Genomic DNA, 12,572 nt, shown 5'->3' on the forward strand with positions numbered 1-12,572 from the left:
ATGAAGAAAACTTTGAAAAAAGAAGGCATAGAGTGGATACGAACAATTTTAATTGGTGTATTATTAGCTGTATTTTTTCGAACGTTTTTCTTTTCAACGTACGTTGTAGAGGGGAAGTCAATGATGCCGACATTGCAAGATGGCAATATGCTCGTTGTAAATAAGGTGAGTTATCAAGTGGGGGACTTGAACAGGTTTGATGTTGTTGTGTTTCATGCGAATAAAAAAGAGGACTATGTAAAACGAATTATCGGTTTACCTGGGGATCAAATTGAATATAAGCATGATAAACTGTATATAAACGGACAATTCGTGGATGAACCTTATTTAGAGACGTATAAGAAAGAGATAAATGGACGACAACTAACAGGTGATTTTAAACTAGAAGAGTTGACGAAAGAAAAGTCGGTGCCACCTGGATATATTTTTGTAGTAGGCGATAACCGTCTCGGAAGCTGGGATAGTAGACACTTTGGATTTGTAAAAGCTGATACAGTTGTCGGTAAAGTTGATTTACGATATTGGCCAATTAAAGAGGTGCAAACGAATTTTTCAAAAGGTTGATATAATAGGTAGAAGTATAGTAAAAGACAAACTACTCCGTTTGTCTTTTTTCGTGTCCTATAATACAATTATAGTAGCAAACTAACGTTCGTTATGTAAGTGAAAGGTGGGGTTACATGTCACTTCGATTTGTGATTGGTAGAGCGGGAAGTGGAAAAAGTACACTTTGTTTACACGAAGTGCAAGAAGAGTTAAAGCAACGTCCAAGAGGGGAAACAATATTATATCTTGTGCCAGAACAGATGACATTCCAAACGCAGCAGGCGTTAATTGGTAGTGAGGATGTTAGAGGTTCTATTCGGGCACAAGTTTTTAGTTTTTCACGGTTAGCGTGGAAGGTGCTGCAAGAAGTTGGCGGAGCGAGTCGTCTTCATATTGATGAAGCGGGCGTACATATGTTACTTCGTAAAATTGTAGAGTCTCGTAAAGATGGATTATCAGTGTTCCAAAAAGCAGCGGAGCAAAACGGTTTCTTTGAACATCTTGGTAGTATGATTGCGGAGTTTAAACGTTATAACGTGACGCCATCTAACGTATATGAAATGTGGCAACAATTAGATGCACATAGTAGCAGTGCCGAACAAAAGTTATTAGCGAATAAAGTGTATGATCTACAACTATTATATGATGATTTTGAACGTGCTTTAATCGGAAAATATTTAGATTCAGAAGACTACCTGCAATTGCTAGTGGAAAAGCTTCCGCAATCTGAATATGTAAATGGGGCTGAAATTTATATAGATGGATTCCATTCGTTCTCACCGCAAGAACTAGAAATTGTAAGACAGCTTATGATTTGCGGAGCGAGAGTTACGATCACGTTAACGATAGATGAAAAAACGTTAGCGCAGCCAGTAAATGAACTAGATTTATTTTATGAAACGACATTAACGTATGAAAAAATAAAGCAAGTAGCACGTGAAGAGAAGATAGAAATTGAAAAAACGATTCCACTTATGGAACAACCACGTTTTCATTCGCAAGCATTAGCGCATTTAGAAACGCATTATGAAGCGCGTCCGAATGAAAAGTTTTACGGGGAAGCAAGTGTAACGATTCATACAGCAGCGAATTTACGAGCTGAAGTAGAAGGTGTTGCCCGTGAAATTCGTAGACTTGTGGCGGATGAAGACTACCGTTACCGAGATATTGCGGTTCTTCTTCGTAATGGAGAAAGTTATTACGATGTGATGCGAACGTTATTTACAGATTATAATATCCCGCACTTCATCGATGAAAAACGCCCGATGTCACATCATCCGCTAGTAGAATGTATTCGTTCTGCACTAGAGATTATTAGCGGGAATTGGCGTTATGATGCAGTGTTTCGCTGCGTGAAAACAGAGCTTTTATATCCATTAGACGTAAGAAAAGAAACGATGCGCGAAGAGATGGATGAGTTTGAAAACTACTGTTTAGCGTACGGTGTACAAGGGAAGAGATGGACTTCAGAAGATCCGTGGATGTATCGCCGCTATCGTTCTCTTGACGATACAGACGGGATGATTACAGACAGTGAACGTGAAATGGAAGAGAAAATAAATCGACTACGCGACGTTGTAAGAACGCCTGTTATTCGTATGCAAAAAAGATTGAAGCGTGCGGGAACAGTTATGCAAATGTGCGAAGCTGTTTACTTATTTTTAGAAGAGCTGGACGTTCCGAAAAAACTAGAAGCATTACGTGTTCGTGCAGAAGAGAGCGGAGATTTCTTATTTGCGACAGATCATGAGCAAGTATGGGAAGAAGTAATGAGTCTTCTTGATACGTTCGTTGAAATGCTAGGCGAAGAGAAAATGTCACTTTCTATGTTCACAGACGTTATGTCGACAGGTCTTGAGGCGCTTCAATTCGCAAACATTCCGCCGTCATTAGACCAAGTGTTAATTGCGAATATTGATCGTTCTAGATTATCAAATGTGAAAGCAACATTTGTCATTGGCGTGAATGAAGGAGTAATTCCAGCAGCACCTATGGATGAAGGTATGCTGTCTGATGAAGAAAGAGATGTTCTTAGTGCTGCAGGTATCGAATTAGCACCAACGACGAGACAAACTTTATTAGAAGAACAGTTCGTTATGTACCAAATGGTAACGAGAGCGACTGAGAAATTATATATTTCTTGTCCGCTAGCAGATGAAGAAGGAAAGACGTTACTTGCGTCTAGCTTTATTAAGAAAATAAAAAGAATGTTCCCTGATGTGAAAGATACATTTATTACGAATGACGTAAATGATTTATCACGTTCGGAACAAATTTCATACGTAGCAACGCCAGAAGTAACGTTGTCATATGTAATGCAGCAACTTCAAACGTGGAAGCGATACGGATTTGAAGGGAATTTAGACTTTTGGTGGGACGTATATAACTTCTACGTTACTTCAGATGAATGGAAGCAAAAAAGTAGCCGCGTATTATCAAGCCTATTTTACCGAAATCGTGCGCAAAAGCTAAGTTCAGTTGTAAGTAGAGATTTATACGGAGACACAATAAAAGGAAGCGTCTCTCGTATGGAACTATTTAACCGTTGCGCATATGCTCATTTCGCGCAGCACGGTTTATCATTAAGAGAGCGTGATATTTTCAAGCTGGATGCACCGGATATTGGCGAGCTATTCCATGCAGCGCTGAAGAGAATTGCAGACAGGCTATTACGTGAAAACCGTACTTGGGCGGATTTATCAATAAAAGAGTGTGAGCATCTTTCTGCTGTAGTAATAGAAGAGATTGCACCGTTATTACAAAGACAAATTTTATTAAGTTCAAACCGTCATTTCTATTTAAAGCAAAAACTACAACAAATCATTTTCCGTACCTCAATCATTCTTCGTGAGCACGCGAAATCAAGTGGTTTCGTACCAGTTGATTTAGAAGTGCCATTCGGTATGGGCGGTACAGGATCACTTCCGCCAATGGAATTCTCATTACCAAATGGTGTGAAGATGGAAGTAGTTGGCCGTATTGACCGTGTTGATAAGGCAGAAGATGAAAGTGGTACGTTCCTACGTATTATTGACTATAAATCAAGCTCAAAAGCATTAGACTTAACGGAAGTGTATTACGGATTGGCACTTCAAATGTTAACGTATTTAGATGTTGTTACTTCAAATGCACATACGTGGATGAAAAAAGGTGGCACGGCTTCACCTGCTGGTGTACTGTACTTCCATATTCATAACCCGATTGTTGAGATGAAGGGTGATGCATCTGAAGCGGAAATTGAGAAAGAAATTTTAAAGAAATTTAAAATGAAAGGACTCGTGCTAGGCGATGCTGATGTTGTTCGTTTAATGGATAACAAACTTTCAACAGGAAGCTCTGATATTATTTCTGCGGGTCTGAAAAAAGATGGTAGCTTTAGTGCGCGTTCGAGCATTGCAAGTGAACAAGAGTTTAACGTATTGCAAAAATACGTACACCATACGTTTGAAAATATCGGAAAAGATATTACAGAAGGCGTTATCGATATTGCTCCTTACAAAAAGGGGAATAAAGCGGCATGTACGTTCTGTAACTTCAAATCTGTTTGTCAGTTCGATGAATCACTTGAAGATAATCAATTCCGTACGCTAAAAGATATGAAAGATAGCGAAGCGATGGAGAAAATTAGAGAGGAGGTTGGCGGAGAATGATTGAAAATTGGCCTAAAAAACCAGAAGGTAGTCAGTGGACAGATGACCAGTGGAAAGCAGTTGTAGCGAACGGACGTGATATTTTAGTCGCAGCAGCAGCTGGATCAGGGAAAACAGCAGTATTAGTTGAACGTATTATTAAAAAGATTATAAGTGAAGAAAATCCAGTCGATGTCGACCGCCTGCTCGTAGTAACATTTACGAATGCAGCGGCGCAAGAGATGAAAAATAGAATTGGGGAAGCGTTAGAAAAAGTATTAATTGATGAGCCAAGCTCTCAGCACGTAAGAAAGCAGCTGAGCTTATTAAATAAAGCATCTATTTCGACGATCCATTCCTTTTGTTTACAAGTAATTAGAGGATACTACTACATGCTTGATGTTGATCCTCGTTTCCGCATTGCGAATCAAACAGAAAATGAATTATTAAAAGAAGAAGTATTAGATGACATATTAGAAGCAGAGTATGGAATTGAAGATAATACGATATTCTTTGAACTCGTTGATCGTTATACGAGTGATCGTAGTGATGATGACTTACAGCGTATGATTTTAGCGCTTCATACAGAATCAAGAGCGCATCCAAATCCGGAAAAATGGCTTGATAAATTAGTAGAAGCATACGACGTAGAAGGAAAGACAATTGAAGATTTAGTGTATGCTTCTTACTTATTAGAAGATGTGAAATTCCAGCTTGAAACAGCGGAACAACATATTCGTAAAGCGACTGAACTCGCAATGCTTCCTGACGGCCCGGCGCCTCGCGTTGAAACCTTGCAAGCTGATGCGGTTTTACTTGGAACGTTATCATTAGCTGCTCGTAAATCGTGGACAAGTGTGTATGAGGCGATGAAAAACGTATCGTGGCAAACGTTAAAGCGTATTAAGAAAAGTGATTACAACGAGGATGTTGTAAAACAAGTAGATTCTCTTCGTAATAAAGCGAAAGATGAAGTGAAGAAATTACAAGAAGAGTTATTTAGCCGCAAACCTGAAAGTTTCTTACGAGATTTTCAAGATATGCATCCTGTATTAGAAAAACTCGTACAGCTTGTAAAAGTATTTACAGAGCGCTTCCAAGCGATGAAGCGAGATAAAGGAATGGTCGATTTCACCGATTTAGAGCATTTCTGTTTACAAATTTTAAGTGAACAAAGTGAAAACGGTGAAATGAAGCCATCAGCAGTAGCGCTTCAATATCGTAATAAATTTGCTGAAGTACTAGTCGATGAATATCAAGATACGAACTTTGTACAGGAATCTATTATTAAATTCGTAACGAAAGATTCTGAGAGTGAAGGAAACTTATTCATGGTAGGTGACGTGAAGCAGTCGATTTATCGTTTCCGACTAGCAGAGCCAGGTTTATTCTTAGGAAAGTATAAACGCTTCACACAAGAAGGATCGGGCGGCGGAATGAAGATCGACTTAGCGAAAAACTTCCGTAGTCGTCATGAAGTGTTAGCAGGTACGAACTTTATCTTCAAACAAATTATGGGCGAAGAAGTCGGAGAAATCGACTACGATGCAGACGCTGAATTAAAGTTAGGTGCTAGCTATCCAGAAGGTGAAGATGTAGCGGCAGAACTACTATGCATTCAGCGAACGGAAGAAGAAGTGCAAGAAGGTGAAGAAGGTGCAGAAGTAGAAAAAGCGCAACTTGAAGCTCGCCTTATGGCGCAGCGCATTAAAGCGATGGTTGATTCAGGTTATGAAGTGTATGACCGTAAAAATAATAGTATGCGCCCTGTACAATACCGCGATTTCGTTATTTTACTTCGCTCGATGCCGTGGGCGCCGCAAATTATGGAAGAGTTAAAGCTGCAAGGAATTCCAGTATACGCTGATCTTGCGACTGGTTACTTTGAAGCGACAGAAGTAAATATTATGATGAACGTATTCCGCGTGATTGATAATCCGATGCAAGATATTCCGCTTGCAGCTGTGCTTCGTTCACCAATCGTTGGATTAAATGATGAAGAACTTGCGACGCTTCGTGCTCACGGAAAGAAAGGTTCGTTTTATGAAGTCATGAGCTCATTCTTAAAAGGGGCACCGCTTGAGGAAGAACAAGAACTACATGATAAATTAGAGTGGTTCTATAATTTACTGCAAGGATGGCGTGAATTCGCGCGCCAACAGTCACTTTCTGATTTAATTTGGAAAGTATACGGTGAGACAGGTTATTACGACTTTGTTGGCGGTTTACCAGCTGGAAAGCAAAGGCAAGCAAACCTACGTGTACTTTATGACCGCGCAAGACAATATGAAGCAACATCGTTTAGAGGATTATTCCGCTTCTTACGCTTTATTGAGCGTATTTTAGAACGCGGTGACGATATGGGTACGGCGAGAGCTTTAGGTGAACAAGAAGATGTCGTTCGTATTATGACGATTCATAAAAGTAAAGGATTAGAGTTCCCAGTCGTGTTTGTTGCGGGGCTTGGTCGTCGTTTTAATACACAGGACTTAATGAAACGCTTCTTACTTCATAAAGACTTCGGTTTCGGTTCGCAATTTATCGATCCTCGTAAACGTATTAAATATACGACATTATCGCAACTAGCAATTAAGCGTAAAATGAAAATGGAGTTAATCGCGGAAGAAATGCGCGTATTATACGTAGCGTTAACGCGTGCAAAAGAGAAGTTAATTTTAATCGGAACGGTTAAGGATGCAAATAAGGAAATGGAAAAATGGCTTGATGCGAGGGAGCATAGTGAATGGTTATTACCAGATCATATACGTGCCGGAGCGTCTTGTTATTTAGACTGGATTGCACCTTCATTATATAGACATCGTGATAGTGAAATGCTTCTTGAATTAGGACAAGGGAGTATTCCAGGTGAAATTTATGACTATGACACGAGCTGGAAAGTCGAAGTTGTAGACGGTAGCACGTTACTTGCGCCAGAACCGGTTCAAGAAGAGAAACAAGAATTACTAGAAGCACTTCGTGAGAAAAAAGCTGTTCCTCTGCAAAGTGAACGAAAAGAAGAAGTGTACGATAGATTAATGTGGAAGTACGGATATGAGGAAGCTACATCTCACCGTGCGAAACAATCTGTTACGGAAATAAAGAGAAATTATCAATCTGAAGAAGGTAGCGATAATGCCTTTATTAAAAAAATGCGTGCGCCAATTAAAACACGTCCTCGTTTTATGGAGAAAAAAGGATTAACATACGCTGAAAGAGGTACGGCAGTTCATGCTGTCATGCAACATGTTGATTTGAAGAAGCCGATTACAGAAGAAGTAATTCGGGAGCAAATTAGTGGCATGGTTAATAAAGAACTATTAACATTCGAACAAGCCGAAGAAATAGCAATCGAAAAAGTCATTTCATTCTTTGACAGTGACCTAGGTAAAAGGGTATTAGCGGCGAAAAGTGTTGAGCGTGAAGTACCATTTACGATGATGCTTGCAGCAGAAGAAGCATATCAAGATTGGCAAGGGCAGAGCGGGGAATCAATTCTTGTCCAAGGGGTTATCGACTGTATGATTGAAGAGGAAGACGGCATTACGTTAATCGACTTTAAAACAGATACGATTGAAGGGAAATTCCCAGGCGGATTCGAGCAAGCGAAGCCAATTTTAGAAGATCGATACAAAGTACAGCTTTCGTTATATGCAAAGGCACTTGAGAAAAGCTTGCAACACCCAGTGAAAGAGAAATGTTTATACTTCTTTGATGGCAATCATGTTGTCGAAATTGAAGAATAGAGGGACTTGAAAATGGCAACGGAAAAAACGTTAAGAACGTGTGAAAAAGGACATGAATACTATAAAAGTAGTGACTGTCCAACTTGCCCGACTTGTGAGAAAGAGAGAACGCCGAAAGAAGGTTTTCTCTCTCTTCTATCAGCACCAGCAAGACGGGCATTAGAACATCATGGCATTCACACTGTAGAAGAACTCTCACGATATAGTGAAAAAGAAATTTCGAAATTGCATGGGATGGGACCTGCATCTATGCCGAAGCTTAGAAAGGCTTTGGAGGAAGCTGGGTTATCATTTAAATAAAAAGATAACTTCCTTAGTCCTTATAAAAAACGTACCGTTGCATGCTTCTTAAAACGGGACGCAAAAGAGAAGAGTAGTGCAAAGACTACTCTTCTTTTTTCTCTTGTTTTTCAATTTCTCGGTTACAGATTTCTCAGGATCTTTTATAAGTTTCCTAAGTTCTCCAGAACGTCCAAAATCATCTTCAAAATTCTCTGTAGTACTAATATGGGCTATAAACCATAATTTCACATCTTTATTTATATAACCTTTCAATCTAGGAACACCCATTGGACTAACATCCCGTTTTGTAAATGTAATCGTTTTTACATCCTTAATATTATAATGTATATACTTTTCGACTCTTTCTTCTTGCACTTTCCAAAGCTTTTCTTCTTGTTCTTTATGTTTTAAGTATTCCATAGTAAAATACCCTCCTGCTATAATGAAAATAACAAATGTAAAAATTACCAATTTATTTTTCATAGGATATCCCCTTGAGTTTGAATATAGTTAAAATATACCATGAAACGAGTTGGGACCTAATTTGCTGCACCAAATATTTATCGTTTGCTTAGTGATATAGCAAAAAAAACGGGCTATAGGACGCAAAAAAGAAGAGTAGTGCAAAGACTACTCTTCTCTTTTCTCTTGTTTTTCAATTTCAGATACAGATTTTGCTGGTTTTTTTATCAATTCATCTAATTCTCCAGAACATGTGAATTTGTCTTCAAAGTTTTCGGTCGTGCTTATACGTGCTATAAAATCTAATTTTTCATCATTGTTTATATAACCTTTTAATCTAGGAACACCCATCGGACTTACACTGTGTTCCTTAAATGTAATTGTTTTTACATCCTTAATATTATAATGTATATACTTTTCTACTCTTGCTTCTTGCACTTTCCAAAACTTTTCTTCTTGTTCTTTATGTTTTAAGTATTCCATAGTAAAATACCCTCCTGCTATAATGAAAATAACAAATGTAAAAATTACCAATTTATTTTTCATAGGATATCCCCTTGAATTTGAGTATAGTTAAAATATACCATGAAATGAGTTGGAACATATGAATGAATTTAAAAAGAATCCAATTGCGACAGATGAAGATTATTTTGAGCTATCAGATCAAGTTTATGATGACGAAATTTTAAAAAAGGGAGCAAAAATAACAGGATTTAATGGTCGGGAATGGAAAATTATAGAAACGATAGATGCAGATAAAGAGAAAATAAAAAACGGATTGCAAGCAATCGCTGTAGTGCCTGCAGAAGAATATAAACTAAATAAAAAATATTACGAAAATATAATCTATTCATTCCGTGGAACAGAGTTCGGGAAATTTGATGGAGACTTGTCTACAGACACATTTCAGATTTCAGCTGGGATGAAAAAAAACTTAGGTATGGTAGATGGAAAGGTACAAAATCTACCTACATCATTTGATAGTGCGCTAGAATTTGTAGATAAAGTGAATAAAAAATATGAACCAACTTCTGTTCATACTACCGGACACAGTAAAGGGGCCGCAGAAGCTCAATATGTAGCTGCAGAGAGGAATTTCTATACAACAACATTTGCTGCACCAAATATTTATCGCTTACTTAGTGATAAAGCAAAAAAACGGGTAGATGAAGGTGTCATGGAAAATAAGGCCGTAGATTATACACATAAAAAAGATGCTGTAGGAAATTTTGAACAGTTCGGAGCACCTATGATTGGTAAACAATTTACAACAAAAAGTAATGGAGTAGATAGAGTTCTTGCAGTGTTATTTATGGGGGAACATCCTATGAAGACTTTTAAAGATATGTTCCGTAAAAATGGTAGTGTCCGATTAGAGTTAGAGCCTGATGAAATTATGAAACATGCAAGAGAATTACAACAATTAGGCGATGTATTATCTACTGTAATTAGAAATATAGAGGAGTTTCAACAAAAAGAAGCGGAGGGAATCTCACAATTAAAAAGAAAATTAAAATATGAAACACAACCAGGTGGGAAATATCATCTTTTAGCAGAATATGAAATAGACGATGCAATTCGAGAAGTCGCAAAAACAACTCAAAATGGCCAAGAATGTTTTTATAATGTACAACTTGCAGAAGAATTAATACATAATTTAAAAAAGAAACAAAGAGAATTACAACAGTTTGGGGAAGATATTATCTATGCAGCTAATTCATTAAGAGACAAAGATGGTCAATTAAATAAAAATTTCAAAGGATTAGTAAGGTGAGGGTTGAAAAATGAATTTCATTGAAGAAATAAGAAAAATAGAAAGTCAAATTGCTAATACAACAGGGGACTTAGCCAATCAAATGATTGATGAATTACAAGCCACTAAAAAACAACTCGAAAGACAAATGGAGCGCGTAATGCTAAAAACAGAGGTAGACTTGAAATCGTTAGATATTATAAAGGAAGACAACCTTACTTTACAAAAAAATATTAGGGAATTTCACGTTCTACAAACTAGTATCCGTAATATAGCATCAAAATTAGAAGGAAGTTTTGAAAGTAAAACAGGTACTGCAATACAAGAAGTATTAAAAAAATATGAAAAAGAAACAGCCCATAATCTATTAAATCAATATGTTCAACTATCAAATAGTTGTGGGAAAAGATGACGTATTTTTCTTGATCATCCTAGTCCAGTGCTTAGCAGGTTCTGTTAAGATATGAGTAAGAATGAGGCGCGGTTTGTACTAGAGACCAACGGAGCAACTTCCGGGGGCTTCATGAAATATGAATCAAGGAGTTTTTGTTTGAGTATGCCAAACAATACGGGGTTTTATTCAAAAATCAAAAAAAGTGTCTCTGATGCCAAAGGCAGCGGAGACACTTTTTTTACTGTCTACCTATAGAGGTACTGCAAAGGAACACCTCTTTTTTTACGCTGTTCCAATCTGATCTTGATCGGCCACATCAGAATCAAACGTATTTGTTGCACTAACGCCGCTAAAAGTATTCACGACAAATCCAACATTGGAAGCTCCGGATCCATTATAAGCTTTCGTATTTTCTTTCGGAGATACGTTATAAAAATCCCCTAAATTAAAAGAACCATTACTGTTTTGAACGACGAGATTTCCAACAACGGAAGGCATACCATCCACCTACTTTACTAAGCTTTTTAATTACTATATGAATTATGGAGCGGAAGGTTCATCAGTAATATATTGGCGGATTTGCATAATACGAGAGTTATTGAAAGCATAATCAACATTTCCGATTTGAAAGCAACCAGAATTTAAAAGTGTTCGTAATTCAACGTCATTCACTTCAATAAAAGGACATTCATTGACAATGTTTAATTTTACATCTGTCGTTCGTTTTGGGATTGTGACGTGTTCATCTGTAAAAATTTCAAATGCATCTAAGCGACCTTCGCCTTTTATATAACAAGGAATTTCCCGGTGGACGGCAAGAGCCCTACTTTTTAACTCCATTTGATTTGCATCTCCAACTTGGAACACGGCAGTAATCCCTAAAGAAATAATAGAAACATTTTGGACAACAGACACATGATGTAACATAATTTCTCAGTCTCCTTAACCTGGAGTAGGAGGGACATCTGTTACTAACGGTACAAACGGCCCCTCTGTTACAGTTTCAAATGGTGTATCAAGAATAGAAGATAGAATGAGGAGGTTCGCATCCCCAATTAAAAAGAGTGCAGATGACGATACACCGTTCATTTTAATCTGGCCGACCTTTAATTCACGATTTACAACGTTAAGATTCATACATACTTACTCCTTTCGGAAATTGCCCGGTATGTGTTGAATAAAAGAGAGGAAGGCTTTGTCGATATCATGTTTCATTGCTTGAATAATAATATCTCGTAAATAGTCTGGGTCTGTTGAAATTCCTTCATATGATTGCGCTTGTGTTAAATAATAAGGAAGTCTATGCTCCATCTGTTTTTTTATGTCATCAACCATCATTTGTCGATACATTTCATCGAGCGGCGTTCTCTCTTCTTGTTCAAAATGGAGAATTCGATTATATGCTTCTTCATCTAAGTAACGATGCATTTCTTGAAGAATCCCTTGGTAAAAGTCTGGATTTGTGTCAGTCTCAGGATTAACCTTCAAAGTTTCTGTATCTACTTGGAAATCTTCAATTTGCTGTCCTTTTGCTGAAAATGGGTTTAAACCAATATTTAAAGTGCCATTTAAGTTTTCTACTTTTAATTGATCGAATTTGTATTCCACTTTTCCTACAGAAGAGGAGGGGCGATTTTTTAATTCGTTAAGCTCTTTTTGGAGCTGACGCACTTGTTCTTCTAAATTCAGAATGGCTGCTTGTTGTGTTTGAAGAGCTTGCTGAAGTTGGTGTAAGTAAGTATATATATCTTGATTCATTTGTG

Annotated in this window: 12 protein-coding genes; 6 read left to right on the forward strand and 6 right to left on the reverse strand. The window is 37.6% G+C overall.

The annotated features are described in order from the left end of the window. From lepB to MHB74_RS05930, 4 genes are all read left to right on the forward strand, one after another. Positions 1–564, forward strand: a complete 564-nt coding sequence (lepB, locus tag MHB74_RS05915; RefSeq protein ID WP_061676503.1) for a signal peptidase I — start codon at positions 1–3, stop codon at positions 562–564. Positions 565–680: 116 nt separating this feature from the next. Then, positions 681–4,196 (forward strand): helicase-exonuclease AddAB subunit AddB, encoded by a 3,516-nt coding sequence (gene addB / locus MHB74_RS05920; protein WP_061676502.1) that lies wholly within the window; start codon positions 681–683, stop codon positions 4,194–4,196. After that, entirely contained in the window at positions 4,193–7,918 is a 3,726-nt protein-coding gene (addA, locus tag MHB74_RS05925; protein ID WP_061676501.1) for a helicase-exonuclease AddAB subunit AddA, read from the forward strand. Before addB ends, addA begins: the two co-directional genes overlap by 4 nt. A 12-nt stretch (positions 7,919–7,930) precedes the next feature. Beyond that, on the forward strand, positions 7,931–8,218 hold the full coding sequence (locus tag MHB74_RS05930) for an RNA polymerase alpha subunit C-terminal domain-containing protein (protein ID WP_061676500.1): 288 nt from the start codon (positions 7,931–7,933) through the stop codon (positions 8,216–8,218). A 48-nt stretch (positions 8,219–8,266) separates the two neighbouring features. Here MHB74_RS05930 and MHB74_RS05935 read toward each other — a convergent pair whose 3' ends face one another. Both MHB74_RS05935 and MHB74_RS05940 read right to left on the reverse strand, forming a co-directional pair. After that, positions 8,267–8,683, reverse strand: coding sequence for a DUF1433 domain-containing protein (locus MHB74_RS05935; RefSeq protein ID WP_270401531.1), 417 nt, complete (start codon positions 8,681–8,683; stop codon positions 8,267–8,269). Positions 8,684–8,830: 147 nt separating this feature from the next. Then, on the reverse strand, positions 8,831–9,208 hold the full coding sequence (locus MHB74_RS05940; RefSeq protein ID WP_270401533.1) for a DUF1433 domain-containing protein: 378 nt from the start codon (positions 9,206–9,208) through the stop codon (positions 8,831–8,833). Positions 9,209–9,266: 58 nt separating this feature from the next. Between MHB74_RS05940 and MHB74_RS05945 the strand changes: the two genes are divergently transcribed. After that, complete coding sequence (locus MHB74_RS05945) at positions 9,267–10,436, forward strand: hypothetical protein (RefSeq protein WP_061676291.1); 1,170 nt, start codon at positions 9,267–9,269, stop codon at positions 10,434–10,436. A gap of 10 nt (positions 10,437–10,446) precedes the next feature. Beyond that, complete coding sequence (locus tag MHB74_RS05950) at positions 10,447–10,827, forward strand: hypothetical protein (RefSeq protein WP_061676292.1); 381 nt, start codon at positions 10,447–10,449, stop codon at positions 10,825–10,827. A gap of 264 nt (positions 10,828–11,091) precedes the next feature. On the opposite strand, the gene gerPF is transcribed toward MHB74_RS05950, so the two are convergent. The 4 genes from gerPF to gerPC are packed head-to-tail and all read right to left on the reverse strand — an operon-like array spanning position 11,092 to position 12,567. After that, positions 11,092–11,307: a spore germination protein GerPF gene (gene gerPF / locus MHB74_RS05955; protein WP_001141570.1), complete on the reverse strand. Its 216-nt coding sequence runs from the start codon at positions 11,305–11,307 to the stop codon at positions 11,092–11,094. Between the two features lie 42 nt (positions 11,308–11,349). Then, positions 11,350–11,736, reverse strand: coding sequence for a spore germination protein GerPE (locus MHB74_RS05960; protein WP_061676293.1), 387 nt, complete (start codon positions 11,734–11,736; stop codon positions 11,350–11,352). A 15-nt stretch (positions 11,737–11,751) separates the two neighbouring features. Continuing rightward, the gene (gene gerPD, locus MHB74_RS05965; RefSeq protein WP_001052807.1) at positions 11,752–11,946 is read right to left on the reverse strand and encodes a spore germination protein GerPD; all 195 of its coding nucleotides are present in this window, start codon (positions 11,944–11,946) and stop codon (positions 11,752–11,754) included. Between the two features lie 6 nt (positions 11,947–11,952). Then, positions 11,953–12,567, reverse strand: a complete 615-nt coding sequence (gene gerPC / locus MHB74_RS05970; RefSeq protein WP_061676294.1) for a spore germination protein GerPC — start codon at positions 12,565–12,567, stop codon at positions 11,953–11,955. Positions 12,568–12,572 lie beyond the last annotated feature (5 nt).

Origin of the sequence: Bacillus sp. FSL K6-0069 (genome assembly GCF_038007785.1) — a bacterium.
GTDB lineage: Bacteria > Bacillota > Bacilli > Bacillales > Bacillaceae_G > Bacillus_A > Bacillus_A mobilis.